The sequence below is a fragment of the Streptomyces sp. TRD_SC_5 genome (assembly GCF_056836825.1).
The window spans coordinates 188,346-201,927 of the sequence record NZ_JBWZZS010000002.1 but is presented as its reverse complement, the minus strand read 5'-3'; the positions used below and the strand labels follow the sequence as shown (position 1 = coordinate 201,927).

The following is a 13,582-nucleotide window of genomic DNA, read 5'->3' as shown; positions in this document are numbered from 1 at the left end:
CCCGGCGAAGAGAAGGTGGAGGGCGGCGTGTTGTCGTTCGATCTGACCGCGCGTCCATGGTTACCGGTTCTGCGGCTCGACGGTACGCAGGATGAACTGTCATTACGAGAAGTGTTCGAGCAGGCCGGCGATGTGCGTCGGCTCGTCGGGGACCTGCCCACCCAGGAGTTCGCTCTGGTGCGTCTGCTCCTCGCCGCGTGCCATGACGCCCTCGGCGGGCCGGCAGACATCGACGAGTGGGCCGAGCTGTGGGCCGACGAGCAGTGCTTCGCACCATTGGACGCGTATCTGACTGAGCACCGGGCTCGGTTTGACCTGCTCGATGCGCACGCCCCGTTCTTCCAGGTCCCGCAGCTTCGGACGGTGAAGGACGAGGTGTTTTCCCTCAACCGGATCGTTGCCGATGTGCCGAACGGTGATCCTTTCTTCAGCTCCCGCATGCCGTCGGTGCGCCGGCTGGGTTTCGCCGAGGCGGCCCGCTGGGTCGTCCACGCGCACGCCTACGACACCTCCGGCATCAAGACCGGTGTCGCTGGGGACAGCCGGGTCAAGGGCGGAAAGGTCTATCCGCTGGGGATGGGCTGGGCGGGGAGTCTGGGCGGGGTCTTCGTCGAGGGGACCAACCTGCGGGAAACGCTGCTGCTGAACTTGATCGCGGCTGACACCGCCGGTCTGCGGTTCGGTGAGGACGACCGGCCGGCCTGGCGTCGCGAGGTGTGCGGCCCCGGCCCCGCCGATCCGTCAGGTGCCCGAAGGCCCTCGGGGGTGCGGGACCTGTACACGTGGCAGACCCGGCGCCTGCGCCTGCACGTCACGGCCGAGGGAGCCCACGGTGTCGTTCTTGGCTACGGCGATCCGCTCACCGCGCACAACATGCACGTCTACGAGCCGATGACCGCCTGGCGGCGCAGCCCGGCGCAGGAGAAGAAGCGCGGCGAGGCGCTGGTGTATCTGCCGCGGGAGCACGACCCCTCGCGCTCTGCGTGGCGTGGGCTGGCCGCTCTGGTCGCCGATCGGGCGGAGGGCGGCCAGGGTGCTGAAGCCGCTTCAGTGCTGCGGCCGCGGGTGTTGGAGTGGGTCGCGAGGCTGGTGACGCAGGGGGAGCTGCCGCGCGGGTACTTGATCCGGACGCGGGTGATCGGTCCGGTCTACGGCACGCAGCAGTCCGTGATCGACGAGATCGTTGACGACCACGTCTCCATGGCGGTCGTTCTTTTGCACCAGCAGGACCGTGAGTACGCGCAGCAGGCGATCGACGCCGTCCATGACGCGGAGGAAGCCGTCAAGGCCCTCGGTGATCTTGCCACGGACCTTGCTCGCGCTGCGGGCGGTGAAACCGACGGGCCCCGAGCGACGGCCCGAGATCTCGGGTTCGGTGCCCTGGACGGCCCCTATCGGACGTGGCTGCTGAACCTTGCCGCGGCCGATGACCCGTACGAGCAGCGCCGACTGTGGCAGCGGAGCGTGTACCGGATGATGCGCCGACTTGGTGAGCGGCTGCTGGCCGGGGCGGGGGAGGCGGCGTGGGAAGGCCGGGTCATCGAGGTGAAGAAGGGCACGCAGTGGCTCAATTCGGCGCTGGCCGACACGTGGTTCCGGTACCGCCTGAACAAGGCCCTCGGTGACCCGTTTTCTACCGACCCTGCCGACGGCGCGGCAGTGCCCGGCTCTGACTCATCGAAGGTGCCCGCATGACCACCACCGTCCCACCCACCGCCGCTGGGCGAGTCGCCGTACTCGTCGGCCAGACGATCACCGTGCTGCAGAGGGACTACCTGGGCGACCAGTCGCACGCGGTGGGGGCACTGGCCCGGCTGCGGCGTGGGGCCGGCAAGGAGTTCGCGCAAGTCCCTGACCTTTGGGGCCTGGCGGACACCAGGTCACTGCACGAAACCCCTGCCGGTGGGCGGCCGCTGCGCGAGGAGGAGTTGGTCCGTGCGGAGGATGCTGTGCACGCGGCGCTCACCCTGTGGGCACTGCACCAGCAGTCCCGCAGGACGGGCATGCACCGCCCCGATTCCCGCAAGACGCCCACGGGGCTCGGTGCGGCCGTTCGCCGCCTGATGCCGGCCGGTGACATCGACGAACCGATCCGCAAGCGGCTCGTCAGGGCCGGCACGGCCCCCCACCTCGCGGTACTGGCCGGGCGGCTGCGGGACATCGTCCTGCTGCTGCGCCGCGAGGACATCGCACTCGACTACGGGCTGCTCGCCGAACAGCTGTACCGCTGGCAGGAGCCCGGCGGCCGCGACGAGGTCCGCCGCGCCTGGGGCCGTCAGTTCAACGCTTACCGCACCACCCAAGATCCTGCTGCCGCACCGGACGGTTCGCCGGCCGCACTCGACGAAGACACTGCCGCTCTCGCTGACAAGGACGCCTCGTGAACCGTATTTTCCTCGACGTGCACGCCCTGCAGACCGTGCCGCCCAGCAACCTCAACCGCGACGACACCGGTGCACCGAAGTCGGCGATCTACGGCGGCGTGCCCCGGGCACGCGTCTCCAGCCAGGCATGGAAGCGCGCCACCCGCACCTACTTCAGTGACGAGCGCCTGCTCGAGCCGAGCGAACTGGGTGTGCGGACCAAGAAGGTCGCCGAGGTTTTGGCCGACCGCATCACCGGCCTCGACCCCTCACTCACCGGCGCCCAGGCGTTGAACCTGGCGGCCGTGGTGATCGAGAGCGCCACCGGATCCAAGATCGTGGTGCCGCAGCGGAAGGCCGACGCTGCCAAGGACGGGGCGGACGACCCGGCCCCGGAGTCGAAGTACCTGATGTTCCTCAGCTCCCGCCAGCTCGACGGACTGGCCAGCTTCGCCATTGAAGGCGCCGCCGACATCAAGGCGTACCTGAAAGACAAGGACAACAAGGCGAGGGCGAAGGAGATTGCCGACACCCGGCACTCCGTGGATATCGCCCTGTTCGGTCGCATGGTCGCCGACTCCGCGGACGTCAATGTGGACGCCGCCGTCCAGGTGGCTCACGCCATCAGCGTGCACCGTGCCGAAACGGAGTCCGACTACTACACGGCCGTCGACGACCGCAACACCGCTGCCGAGCCCGGAGCCGGAATGATCGGCACTGTCGACTTCAACTCGGCCACCCTTTACCGCTACGCAGCCCTTTCAGTCCACCAGCTCACCGCCAACCTGGGCGAAGGCCTGCGCGAAGACGAACCGCGCACCGATCCCGTGCGCCGTGCCGTCGAGGCGTTCGTGCACGGCTTCGTCGCCTCCCTGCCTACCGGAAAAATCAACACCTTCGGCCACCACACCCTGCCCGACGCCGTCGTCGTCAAGCTCCGCACCACCCGTCCCATCAGCTTCGTCGCCGCCTTCGAAGAGCCCGTCTCCAGCGACCAGGGCGGAGGTCACGTGCGGGAGGCTGCCGCACGCCTCGCCGAGTACATCCCCGACATCGAGCGTGCCTACGGCAACGAGGACTCCACCGCCTCCTGGGTACTGCGCGTCGGCCCGAACACGGAGAAGCTCACCGGCATCGGCGAGGAGGCGAGCAACCTGACGGCGCTCGTCGCCTCGGTCGGCCAGGCCGTCGCCGAGCGCCTGGACAAGCCCGCATGAGCGTGCTCACACTCCGGCTGGCCGGCCCCCTCCAAGCGTGGGGAGCCTCGGCCCGCTTCACCCGCCGCACCACCGAATCCGCCCCCACCAAGAGCGGCATCATCGGCATGCTCGCCGCAGCACAAGGAATCCAGCGGGGCGACGACGCCGCCCTCGCGCGGCTGGCCGCGTTGCGCTTCGGCGTACGCATCGACCAGCCCGGCACCCGCGTACGGGACTTCCAAACCGCCCACCACGCGGTCACCGGCAAATCCATGCCGCTCTCGGAACGCCTCTACCTTGCCGACGCCGTCTTCGTCGCCGCACTCGAGGGCGACCGCCTCCTCCTCGCAGAGCTCCACACCGCTCTGCGGGCACCGGTCTATCCGTCCTATCTCGGCCGCCGCTCGTGCCCACCCGCACAGCCGGTCGAGCTGGCCCTCCACAACGCCTCAGACCTCGACCAGGCCCTGCGGGACGAGCCCTGGCAAGCCGCCCGCTGGTACCAGAAACTGCACCGCCAGCAGGCCGCTGTGCCCCTTGTAGTCCTGCGCGAAGCCGGGCAGGGGGAGAACCACACAGATGTACTGCGCGACCAGCCCCTGAGCTTCGCCGCGGAACACCGCCGGCACGTACTGCGCACCGTGGTCAGCACGTCAGTGGACGTACCCAACCTGCAGGCCGCACCCCGTGGGGCCGTGCCCGCTCACGACCCGTTCGCTTCGCTGGAGGACAGCGTCTGATGTCATTCTTGACCCGTTTCCGCGTGAACACCGCACGCCCGGGAGCCCGTCGCCTGCTCTCCTCGCACCAGTCGGTGCACGCGGCCGTCATGTCCTCCTTCCCGGCGCTGCTGCCCACCGTCTCGGCCAATCCGGGTGGAACCGACGCTCCTCGGGTGCTGTGGCGCCTGGACCACAACGCCCGGGCCGAAGTCTTCCTGTACATCGTCAGCCCCGAGCAGCCCGACCTCACCCACCTCGTCGAGCAGACCGGCTGGCCCGCCGCGGCCACCGACCCCAGCACACCCGGCTGGCAAAGCCGCCCCTACACCCCACTCCTGGACCGCCTCGCCCAAGGGGACACCTGGGCGTTCAGGCTCACCGCCAATCCCGTACACCACATCCGCCGCAAGGACGGAGAACCGACCAAACGGACCGCGCACCTGACACCCACCCACCAAAAGGGGTGGCTGCTCGAGCGCCAGGACCGCTGCGGGTTCCGCATCCTCGAAAAACCGTCCGACAAACGTCTGCTGCCCAGCGGGTCGACGAATCAAGGCCGCGAACACCACGGTGACCGGCACGAACTGACCGTCCGGGACCAGCGTGCAGTGTCCTTTTCCAAGAACCGCGAAGCCAACGCCTCCAAGCAGCGCCCCGTCAGCCTGGTCAGTGTCACCTTCGACGGCAACCTCCAAGTCACCGACCCCGACGCCCTGCGCCGCACGCTCACCCAGGGACTCGGCAAAGCCAAGGCCTACGGCTGCGGCCTGATGACGCTCGCCCCCCTCACCCCTACCACAGGCGGATAGAGGGGTGACCACGGTCGGCAAGCGCACCGCGCTCACTCCACGCCACCTCACCCGCACCAGTGAACGCCTGTCCTTCGTCTACTTGGAGCGCTGCACCGTTCACCGGGACGCCAACGCGATCACGGCCGAAGACGCTGACGGAACCACCCACATCCCATCGGCCACCATCGGCACACTCCTGCTCGGCCCAGGAACCCGCATCACCCACCAGGCGATGAGCGTCCTCGGTGAGACCGGCGCAGCAGTCGCCTGGGTCGGAGAACAGGGCGTGCGCTACTACGCCGGCGGGAGGGCCCTGACCCGCTCCTCCGCGCTCGCCGAGGCCCAAGCCATTCAGTGGGCCAACCCCCGTACGCGCCTCGCTGTCGCACGCGCCATGTACCAGCTCCGTTTCCCCGACGAAGATCCCGCCGGGCTCACTCGCCGTGAACTTCTCGGGCGCGAAGGTAGCCGTGTCAAGGACTGCTACCGAGCCCAGGCCACTCGCACCGGCATTTCCTGGCGCGGCCGCAAGTACACCCCAGGCGACTTCTCAAGCGGCGACGCCGTCAACCAGGCGATCACCGCCGCCGCCCAGTGCATGTACGGCATTGCCCACGCCATTGTGTCCTCCCTGGGATGCAGCCCGGCTCTCGGTTTCGTCCACTCTGGCCACGAACTGTCCTTCGTCCTGGACATTGCCGACCTCTACAAGACGGAGATTGGCATCCCGCTGGCCTTCGAAATTGCCGCTGAAGACGGCGAGGACGTAGGTGCCCGCACCCGCCGTGCCCTGCGCGACCGCATCAACGAAAGCTCGCTGATGGACCGCTGCGTCGACGACATCAAAAACCTTTTTCTGAAGAACGACAGCGCCGCAACAGAGCCCTGTGGTGATCAGGACCGCGTCACCTTGCAAAGCGATGGCGGCCAGGACGTGGCTGCCGGACGCAACTACGGAGACGAAGCGGTGATCTGGTGACCGTGATCGTCCTCACCAACTGCCCACCTGGCTTGCGCGGACTCCTCACGCGCTGGCTCCTCGAGATCTCAGCAGGGGTTTTCATCGGCAACCCCTCGGCAAGGATCCGCGATCTCCTGTGGGATGAAGTGCAGAAGTACGCAGGCCAAGGCCGTGCCCTGCTCGCCCACACCACAAAGAATGAACAGGGCTTCACCTTCCGTACCCATGATCATGCTTGGCACCCAGTCGATCACGAGGGCCTGACCCTCATCCAACGCCCAAATGACCCAGCTGCAGCGATGGCTGACGGGTCGAAGCCTGGGTGGAGTCGGGCATCGAAACGACGCCGCTTCGGCAGACAGTGACGACAAAATGTCTCCTCTACCCGCATTGCCGGAATCGGTGAAAGTAGTCAGAAACCATCTGAACCGGCGATAACGCTGCTGGTCACGGAGACTGCTCCCCGCGCATGCGGGGATGGTCCCTCGAAGTGACCGCCGCCTGATCCGCTCGGGGGCTGCTCCCCGCGCATGCGGGGATGGTCCAAGGAAGTGCAGGAGGTGAGCGCAGAGACGACTCTGCTCCCCGCGCATGCGGGGATGGTCCCGGAGCGGTCGGACTTGCGGGCGTACTCCGCCACTGCTCCCCGCGCATGCGGGGATGGTCCCAGGCGCAGGGGCAGACCTCACCCAGTAAGGGACTGCTCCCCGCGCATGCGGGGATGGTCCCGACAAGGAGCGGCAGAAGCGCGGCCGCGGGAACTGCTCCCCGCGCATGCGGGGATGGTCCCATGGGCTGGTGCACGAAGTACGGGCCTTCGAACTGCTCCCCGCGCATGCGGGGGATGGTCCCGACGCAGAGGGAGACGACGCCGGCGCGGACGACTGCTCCCCGCGCATGCGGGGATGGTCCCTGGCTCATCGAGGGCGCCCGCCGCTACCTCGCCTGCTCCCCGCGCATGCGGGGATGGTCCCAACTAGGTCAAGAAAAAGGGTGGTGATCAGATCTGCTCCCCGCGCATGCGGGATGGTCCCTTGCCCGATACGGCCGAGAACAGGGCTCTGGACTGCTCCCCGCGCATGCGGGGGTGGTCCTGCGGCGGAAGCGCTGAGGATTTGGAAGGACGCCTGCTCTCCGCGCATGCGGCGACCGACTGACCACCGTCAAAAGAACTCCCCCCGTCCGGCCGGACGGGCGCCGAGGGCGCGGTGGACACGCCGGTTGGCGACCTTCAGCCACGCGGCCAGCTGATGGTTGAAGTCGTCCAGTCCGCTGAAGTGCCGTCCGGGCAGGAACGAGGTCTCCAGATAGCCGTTCGCCCGCTCCACCAGCCCTTTCGCTTCCGGGTCCCGGGGGTGGCACAGGTAGATCTTAGTGGCGAGCAGGCCCGCGAACGCCGCGAACTCGCTGGTCGGGCGGCCGCGGCCGACACCGGCCTCGTTGTCCCAGACCAGCGTCCTGGGGACGGCACCTCACTCGGTCAGCAACCACCAGTGCCCGTCGATCACGTCACCGGTCCGCCTGGACGGCAGCATCCGGGCGGTGATCACGCGCGACGCGAGTAGCCGGACACGATGACCAGCACCGGCGGCCGGCCCGTCTGCCCATGGGGATGTCCGCGTCGGGGAACCGCAGTACGCACTGGGCCAACTCTCCCGGCCGATAGATGGTGCGGGAGACCGGATCGACCGGGACATAGGCCGGCCGGAGCTCGCGGATCCGGTCCTTGAGGATCGTCATGCCCCTCTCCCAGCCGATCCGCTCAGCGATCACCGTCGCGGGCATCGTCGGGGTCTTCCGCAGCAGTTCACGGACCTGCATCTCGACCGCATCGACCGCCGAGCCCATGGCCGGGCGCTCGTACTTCGGCGGCCGATCGTTCACCAGGGCCCGCTTCACCGTGTTCTTCGAGATGCCCAGATGCCGCGCAATCGCCCGGATCGGCATCTGCTCAGCCCGGTGCAGCCGGCGGATCTCTGCCCAGTCCTCCACGAGGATCACCTTCCCTCCTGACCTTGATCATTAAGGTCAGAGTCAGACGAAGGTCACCAAGTGGGTCGCTTTTGATACGCCCTCAGAGGGTCAGCATGCGGCTGTCGTCGAGAGACACTCTGGTTCTGAGGTGAGGGAGCTCAGGCGGGCAGCGGGGTGGTGGTAACCAGGGCGCGGAACACGCTGCGGTCGTTCTGTACGGCCTCGACGGATATCGGTTCGCCGCTCAGGGAGGGCGAGCCGGCATGGATCCAGCACGGGGCGTCGAGTTCGACGTACTGGGAGAAGACGGTGTCCATGGCGGTGGGGAACACCGGGCGCGGGTGGGCTGCCGCGTGTGAGGTCTGGCGGGCCGCTTCGAGGAGCAGCATGCCCGGTACGTGATCGACGGCGTGGTCGAAGAGCACGGAGTGGGCCAGGTCCACCCGGAGCTGCTTGGGCTGCAAGGCGTTGGTCTCGGACAGGACGACATCGGCGAAATGAGTGCGGGCGACGTGGTCGGGGGCGAGCGGGGGGGTGAGAGGGACGGCCCGCCGGGTGACGGCGTCGAGGTCGGCGCGAGGGCCGCGCAGGCGCCGGTAGAGGCCGGGCGGGATGTCGCAGAAGGCGGTGTCGGCGGTACCCAGGAGAGCTCCGTCCATATAGCACTCGACGTGCATGGACATCGAGGAGAACCGGCCCCCGCGGCGCAGGACGTCGGAGCAGGTGATGCGCATCTCGACCTGGGCGGGGGAGTCGGTGACGGCGAGGGCGGCGGGGTCGATCGAGTAGCGGAAGCGGGCCCAGCTCTGGCGGTGGCCGAAGGGGACGTCGTAGGCGAGGTGGCTGAGCAGAGGGACGGCCTGGCGTACGGACTCGGCCAGCAGCAGCGGGTCGTGGAGGTTGCCGACGGGCGCGTAGAAGGGGTGGTCGACGGGCCAGCGGGCGGTGATGCGGTGGCGGTCGCTCCCGAGCGGGGTCCAGCCGGTCAGTAGGACCTCGGAATCGGCGAGCTTGTGCACGTACTTACGGGGCACCGTCGTGCCGGGCCGGGTGTACGGGGTGTGCTGTGCGCCGAGGTTCTGGGCCGTGACCGACATAGGAGCTCCCTCTGAGGCGGTGGGAAGGTATCGAGCAACAGAAAGAACATAAAGAATGTTCTGTTTTAGACTACTCAAGGAAGAGTCAAATTAAGGTCATGGTTCGGTCAAGTGGAGTGGGGCGAAAGGCGAAATGGGGCGAAAAAGGATGCGAAGTGGAGTAGTGAGATGTAGCCAGCATGAGTGGAGGCGACGGGTAGCATTCGTTGCGTTCTGTTTCATTTTGGAGGCACGATGGCTCAGCAGCAGCCGAAGCAGGAGCGGGCGATCAAGACCCGTGCGGCGATCCTTCGGGCGGCGGCGGAAGTCTTCGACGAGGTCGGTTACGCGGAAGCGAGCATCAACCGCATTCTGAAGCAAGCCGGCGTCACGGCCGGCGCTCTGTACTTCCACTTCGGGTCGAAGAAGGGTCTCGCTCTCGCGGTGATGAACGCCCAGCCCGACTCGATCGTCCCGTGGCTGGAATCCGAGGGGCTGCAGAGGCTGGTGGACATCACCATGGTCTGGGCGCACCAGCTCCGGGAGGACCCGTTGCTGCGTGCGGGTGTGCGGCTCACCGGCGACCAGGGCGCCATCGGCGTCAAGGATGTGACGCCATATCAGGAATGGGCGCAGATCATGGCGGAGTGCCTGCGGACCGCGGCGGAGAAGGGCGAGTTGCAGGCCGGGGTGGACCCGGACGAGCTGGCCGAGTTCGTCGTCGAGGCGTGCACGGGCATGCAGACCTACTCGGCCGTAGCGAGCGAGGGCCGTGCGGACCTGGAGATGCGGGCGGTACGGATGTGGCGGCTGCTGCTGCCCGGCATCGCGGTCCCCGCGGTCATCGCCCGCACCGAGGTGAACCCCCTGCGTGTGGCGGGCGCCATCCGTGCGGCGTCCGGGAGTTGACCCGGGCGGACGGGGTGCGGACCTGTGGGTGGAGCCGGGGCGTGTGATAGGAACCCGGGACACCTAACAGGGGGTTCCATGAGTCACATACCGGCCCAACTCCGCCTGGCTGCAGTCAACATCGACGGTGTCATGCTCGAAGACACCTTCAGTCCGGTCATCCACCGCTTCCTCACCGAGCGCGGTTGCGTGTACACCGCCGAGGTCGAGCGCAGCATCTTCTCCCAGCCCCGCGAGCTCGCGGGCCGGCTGCTCGCGGAGGCGATCGGCGAGCCCATGAGCGGAGCGGAGGCGCTAGCCGCGTACTTCGAGGAGCGCGCGCGGTACGTCGAGACGCACCCGGTGAAGATCACTGAGGGTGCGCTCGACCTCCTCGTACGGCTGCGGGCCGCAGGGCTGCGCACCGTCTGCTACGGCGGGCTCGGCGAGGAGCACTTCAAGGAGTTCCTCGGCGAGCACGCGGAGCTGTTCGACGCCCCGGGCTACATCTGCACCGACGTGGTCCGCCCGGGACTCGCCGAGATGGCCGACGAGCACTTCGGCCTCGCGTACGAGCAGATGCTGGTCATCGACGACGTCGCCCGGGTCGCCGAGGAGGCCCGGCGCCTGGGTATGGCGTTCATCGGCCACCCCAGCCACTTCGAGCACAGCTTCCAGCGGCAGTTGATGCGCGAGGCGGGGGCGCGGTACGTCGTGGAGTCGCTGTCCGCCATCGACGAGGACCTGCTGCGCAGCCTGGACACGCAGGCCGCACTGGGCACGGTATGGGCATCATGACGGTGGGCGGCGGTCTGGTGGACGGCCGGACCGTCATGATCACCGGGGCGTCCAGCGGGATCGGAGCGGCCGCTGCCCGGCTGTTCGCCGCGGAGGGGGCGGCTGTGGTGCTCATGGCGCGGCGCGAGGGACTTCTGGCCGGGCTGGTGGACGAGATCCGCGCGGCGGGCGGCCGAGCGGTGGCGGTGGCCGGTGACGTGACGTCCTCCCGCGACGTCGAGCAGGTGGTGGCGGCGGCCGACGAGCGTTTCGGCGGACTCGACGCCGCCTTCAACAACGCCGGCTGGGCCACGGCCGGCGTGCCGCTGCACGAGATCGACGACGAGGTGTACGACCGGACTCTGGACGTCAACCTGCGCGGGGTGTGGAACTGCATGCGCCACCAGGTGCCGCTCATGCTCCGTTCCGGAGCGGGTGGCTCCATCGTGAACACCTCCAGCGTCGCCGGTCTCAAGGCCACCGGTGCGTCGGCCGCGTACGTCGCGGCCAAGCACGCCGTGATCGGGCTGACCAGAGCGGCCGCCCTCGACTACGGGCAGCAAGGGATCCGGGTCAATGCGCTCGTGGTGGGGGCCACGCGCACCGAGATGATGGAAGAGGTCACCACCGCCCATCCGGAGCTGGAGGAGGTCTTCATGGCCGACTCGGTCCAGCACCGGCTGGCCGCGCCCGAGGAGGTGGCACAGGCGGCGCTCTGGCTCTGCAGTGCCAGAGCGACGTTCGCGACCGGGGCCGCGATGGCCGTGGACGGCGGTTCGATGGCCGTCTGAACATGTCGTGGCGCCGGCCGATCGGCAAATGGCTCGGACTGATCAGGCACGGCTCAGGCGGGAGAAGGTGTAGGCGGCGGACATCAGCGTCATGTGGTGGTGCCAGCCCGGCCAGGACCGTCCCTCGAAGTCGAACAGGCCGAACCGCTCCAGGTCGCGAACTGTCGAAGTCGTCGACGCCGCAGGGGTGATGAGCGCAGGCAGCTCGCCGGGACGCCGGGGTGGCAGATTGCTCAGCCAGACGCGGTCGGGCCGGGTGCCGGAGGGCGGCCGGGCCACCCCGAACAACTGGTAGCGGCGAGGGGCGCCCCCCGGGGTGCCCCTCGTCGGCAGTGCGACGTGGCCGGTGACCACGGAGCCGGAGCGGATCAGCCCGGCGGTGTGTGGGCCCTGGCCGTCCGCCGTGAGCAGTCGGCCTGCCCTGACGGTGCCGCTCGCGGGGCTCTGGTCGCTCCGCAAGGGCGTCACGGGGAGGGTGGCGGGCGCGCTCAGCACGAACTGGCGGCTACGGCGGCTGAGTTCTTCGGCGAGCACCGCGGCGTCCACATGGCCGGGAAGGTCGACGACGAGGGGGGCCGGGGTGTGCCAGGTGCGCCTCGTGAGGTCTCGGTCCAGGTCCAGGATGTGCGCTTCGGCGGAACGATAGGACACCGCTTCGGGGATACGGGCGCGTTGCCGCAGTGCGGGGGTGTGGCACCAGTGCTCGGGGAGCAGCAGCCGCCAGTCGGTCGGCAGGTTCCCGGCCGGGCCGGAGAGGAACACGCCGAGGCCGAGCTGGCCGTTGACCGGGCGCCCGTTGGCCGGGTGCGTACAGCGGTGGACCCCCACCGAGCAGGAACCCCGCTTGGGCAGGACGGCCATGCCGACGGTCCAGAAGTGCGGTGGTCCGGTGTGCTGCCCGACCCAGTGGAGGAGGCGGTCCAGGACGGTGTCCCAGGGCCAGGGGCTGCGGTTGACGAAGCGGTGCATCGACTGGGCGGCGACGCTGCAGGGGACGCCCCGGCGCAGGAGCGGCGGGACAGCGGGCTCCGGTCCGGGTGAGCTCAGGGCGGCCTGCAGACAGGCGAGAGCCCAGCGCCGCTGATCGCTGCGCAGACCCGCGAAGAGGTAGGCGCTGAACTCGGCAAGCGCCAGTGCGGCCGGAGCCGCGCTGTGAACCAGTGCCATGACCGTCTCCTGCTCTCTGCTTCTCTGCGGGATGACTTCCGCCCGAAAGAATATAGCGAGCGTACGGTTTCTTATAGGTTCGAGTGCGTCTTTGGTGAGTTGGCATTGCCTTGCGGCCCGATGGGTTCGCAGGCTGGCTCCTTCCTCCCGTCGCCGTGGCGGGAGGCGTGGTTGCCGACGGCGAGGGGTACGGGAATGACGATCCAGGCAAGGGCGGCGCACACGCGTGGTGAGCTCGTCCACGCGGCCGCCGTGGAGTTCGACCGGGTCGGCTACGAAGGTGCGAGAGTGGCCCGGATCTCCGCCGGGGCCTCCGTCTCCTTGGGGGCGCTGACCTTTCACTTCTCCTCCAAGGCGGCGCTCGCCGACGCGGTCGGCCAGGAGGGGCGGCTGCACATGGAGGCCCTCCTTGACGGTCTCGGGCACGGCGCGGAGCCGGCGGGGGTTCTGGAGCTGGAGGAGGTGGTCACGCTGACGGTCCGGCTCGCGGGGCTGCTCGAGGAGAACGTTGTCGTGCGCTCGGCCGCCAGGCTCTCGGTCGAGCGGCCGCAGGAGGTGGGCAGTTGGACGGATGCCTGGCTGCCGCGGGTGCTCGACCTCCTGGAGCGAGCCCGGAGCAAGGGGCAGCTGGGCACGGATGAGGATCTCCGGGCGATGGCGATCGCTGTCACGCATCTTGTCGAGGGGGTCGTATCGAGGATCCGGATCGATCGCGCCGCCTCGGACGGTTCCCCGGTGGGCGCCTCTGACCAGCTGAGACAGGTGTGGCGACTGATCGAGCGCGGCATCGCGCGCCAGGCTGCCTGAGGCGGCTCATCCCTGTCGCGGTGAACTCGGAGCCCGCCGGGCCTACAAAAGATAACGAATCTTCTG

Annotated in this window: 15 protein-coding genes and 1 CRISPR repeat array; of the genes, 11 read left to right on the top strand and 4 right to left on the bottom strand. The window is 68.7% G+C overall.

Features of this window, described 5'->3' with window-relative positions:
* The first annotated feature begins 15 nt into the window (after positions 1 to 15).
* The 7 genes from casA to cas2e are packed head-to-tail and all read left to right on the top strand — an operon-like array spanning position 16 to position 6,401.
* On the top strand, positions 16 to 1,695 hold the full coding sequence (casA, locus tag AC1P0E_RS33085; protein WP_482746164.1) for a type I-E CRISPR-associated protein Cse1/CasA: 1,680 nt from the start codon (positions 16 to 18) through the stop codon (positions 1,693 to 1,695).
* Positions 1,692 to 2,384 (top strand): type I-E CRISPR-associated protein Cse2/CasB, encoded by a 693-nt coding sequence (gene casB / locus AC1P0E_RS33080; protein ID WP_482746163.1) that lies wholly within the window; start codon positions 1,692 to 1,694, stop codon positions 2,382 to 2,384. Before casA ends, casB begins: the two co-directional genes overlap by 4 nt.
* On the top strand, positions 2,381 to 3,580 hold the full coding sequence (gene cas7e, locus AC1P0E_RS33075) for a type I-E CRISPR-associated protein Cas7/Cse4/CasC (RefSeq protein ID WP_482746162.1): 1,200 nt from the start codon (positions 2,381 to 2,383) through the stop codon (positions 3,578 to 3,580). Before casB ends, cas7e begins: the two co-directional genes overlap by 4 nt.
* Positions 3,577 to 4,302, top strand: coding sequence for a type I-E CRISPR-associated protein Cas5/CasD (gene cas5e, locus AC1P0E_RS33070; RefSeq protein ID WP_482746161.1), 726 nt, complete (start codon positions 3,577 to 3,579; stop codon positions 4,300 to 4,302). The genes cas7e and cas5e overlap by 4 nt, the downstream gene beginning before the upstream one ends.
* Positions 4,302 to 5,093 carry a type I-E CRISPR-associated protein Cas6/Cse3/CasE gene (cas6e, locus tag AC1P0E_RS33065; RefSeq protein ID WP_482746160.1) on the top strand — a complete coding sequence of 264 codons (792 nt, stop codon included), beginning with the start codon at positions 4,302 to 4,304 and terminating at the stop codon, positions 5,091 to 5,093. Before cas5e ends, cas6e begins: the two co-directional genes overlap by 1 nt.
* Before the next feature lie 4 nt (positions 5,094 to 5,097).
* The gene (gene cas1e / locus AC1P0E_RS33060; protein WP_482746159.1) at positions 5,098 to 6,054 is read left to right on the top strand and encodes a type I-E CRISPR-associated endonuclease Cas1e; all 957 of its coding nucleotides are present in this window, start codon (positions 5,098 to 5,100) and stop codon (positions 6,052 to 6,054) included.
* The gene (gene cas2e / locus AC1P0E_RS33055) at positions 6,051 to 6,401 is read left to right on the top strand and encodes a type I-E CRISPR-associated endoribonuclease Cas2e (RefSeq protein ID WP_482746158.1); all 351 of its coding nucleotides are present in this window, start codon (positions 6,051 to 6,053) and stop codon (positions 6,399 to 6,401) included. The genes cas1e and cas2e overlap by 4 nt, the downstream gene beginning before the upstream one ends.
* A 91-nt stretch (positions 6,402 to 6,492) precedes the next feature.
* Positions 6,493 to 7,010: a CRISPR direct-repeat array (repeat unit 29 nt; unit sequence CTGCTCCCCGCGCATGCGGGGATGGTCCC).
* 189 nt (positions 7,011 to 7,199) lie between these two features.
* Here the strand turns inward: cas2e and AC1P0E_RS33050 are convergent.
* The 3 genes from AC1P0E_RS33050 to AC1P0E_RS33040 form a co-directional block, all read right to left on the bottom strand.
* Positions 7,200 to 7,364 carry a hypothetical protein gene (locus AC1P0E_RS33050; RefSeq protein WP_482746157.1) on the bottom strand — a complete coding sequence of 55 codons (165 nt, stop codon included), beginning with the start codon at positions 7,362 to 7,364 and terminating at the stop codon, positions 7,200 to 7,202.
* A gap of 181 nt (positions 7,365 to 7,545) precedes the next feature.
* Complete coding sequence (locus AC1P0E_RS33045) at positions 7,546 to 8,028, bottom strand: helix-turn-helix domain-containing protein (RefSeq protein ID WP_482746156.1); 483 nt, start codon at positions 8,026 to 8,028, stop codon at positions 7,546 to 7,548.
* Between the two features lie 140 nt (positions 8,029 to 8,168).
* On the bottom strand, positions 8,169 to 9,107 hold the full coding sequence (locus AC1P0E_RS33040; RefSeq protein ID WP_482746155.1) for a ScbA/BarX family gamma-butyrolactone biosynthesis protein: 939 nt from the start codon (positions 9,105 to 9,107) through the stop codon (positions 8,169 to 8,171).
* Positions 9,108 to 9,341: 234 nt separating this feature from the next.
* Between AC1P0E_RS33040 and AC1P0E_RS33035 the strand changes: the two genes are divergently transcribed.
* The 3 genes from AC1P0E_RS33035 (at position 9,342) to AC1P0E_RS33025 (ending at position 11,542) form a co-directional block, all read left to right on the top strand.
* Positions 9,342 to 9,995 (top strand): ScbR family autoregulator-binding transcription factor, encoded by a 654-nt coding sequence (locus tag AC1P0E_RS33035; RefSeq protein ID WP_482746154.1) that lies wholly within the window; start codon positions 9,342 to 9,344, stop codon positions 9,993 to 9,995.
* Positions 9,996 to 10,073: 78 nt separating this feature from the next.
* Positions 10,074 to 10,772, top strand: coding sequence for an HAD family hydrolase (locus tag AC1P0E_RS33030; protein WP_482746153.1), 699 nt, complete (start codon positions 10,074 to 10,076; stop codon positions 10,770 to 10,772).
* A complete protein-coding gene (locus AC1P0E_RS33025; protein ID WP_482746311.1) occupies positions 10,769 to 11,542 on the top strand; it encodes an SDR family NAD(P)-dependent oxidoreductase in 774 nt (257 codons plus the stop codon). Before AC1P0E_RS33030 ends, AC1P0E_RS33025 begins: the two co-directional genes overlap by 4 nt.
* A gap of 42 nt (positions 11,543 to 11,584) precedes the next feature.
* Here the strand turns inward: AC1P0E_RS33025 and AC1P0E_RS33020 are convergent, their stop codons facing one another.
* Positions 11,585 to 12,709, bottom strand: a complete 1,125-nt coding sequence (locus tag AC1P0E_RS33020; protein ID WP_482746152.1) for an IS701 family transposase — start codon at positions 12,707 to 12,709, stop codon at positions 11,585 to 11,587.
* Positions 12,710 to 12,904: 195 nt separating this feature from the next.
* Here AC1P0E_RS33020 and AC1P0E_RS33015 point away from each other — a divergent pair, with 195 nt between their 5' ends.
* Complete coding sequence (locus tag AC1P0E_RS33015) at positions 12,905 to 13,516, top strand: TetR family transcriptional regulator (protein ID WP_482746151.1); 612 nt, start codon at positions 12,905 to 12,907, stop codon at positions 13,514 to 13,516.
* Positions 13,517 to 13,582 lie beyond the last annotated feature (66 nt).

What these genes read in the sequence shown, in the direction of transcription:
- casB (WP_482746163.1), top strand. Translation starts at nt 1,692, where the DNA reads ATGACCACCACCGTCCCACCCACCGCCGCTGGGCGAGTCGCCGTACTC.
- cas5e (WP_482746161.1), top strand. Translation starts at nt 3,577, where the DNA reads ATGAGCGTGCTCACACTCCGGCTGGCCGGCCCCCTCCAAGCGTGGGGA.
- cas6e (WP_482746160.1), top strand. Translation starts at nt 4,302, where the DNA reads ATGTCATTCTTGACCCGTTTCCGCGTGAACACCGCACGCCCGGGAGCC.
- AC1P0E_RS33040 (WP_482746155.1), bottom strand. Translation starts at nt 9,107, where the DNA reads ATGTCGGTCACGGCCCAGAACCTCGGCGCACAGCACACCCCGTACACC.
- AC1P0E_RS33035 (WP_482746154.1), top strand. Translation starts at nt 9,342, where the DNA reads ATGGCTCAGCAGCAGCCGAAGCAGGAGCGGGCGATCAAGACCCGTGCG.
- AC1P0E_RS33030 (WP_482746153.1), top strand. Translation starts at nt 10,074, where the DNA reads ATGAGTCACATACCGGCCCAACTCCGCCTGGCTGCAGTCAACATCGAC.
- AC1P0E_RS33025 (WP_482746311.1), top strand. Translation starts at nt 10,769, where the DNA reads ATGACGGTGGGCGGCGGTCTGGTGGACGGCCGGACCGTCATGATCACC.
- AC1P0E_RS33020 (WP_482746152.1), bottom strand. Translation starts at nt 12,709, where the DNA reads ATGGCACTGGTTCACAGCGCGGCTCCGGCCGCACTGGCGCTTGCCGAG.
- AC1P0E_RS33015 (WP_482746151.1), top strand. Translation starts at nt 12,905, where the DNA reads ATGACGATCCAGGCAAGGGCGGCGCACACGCGTGGTGAGCTCGTCCAC.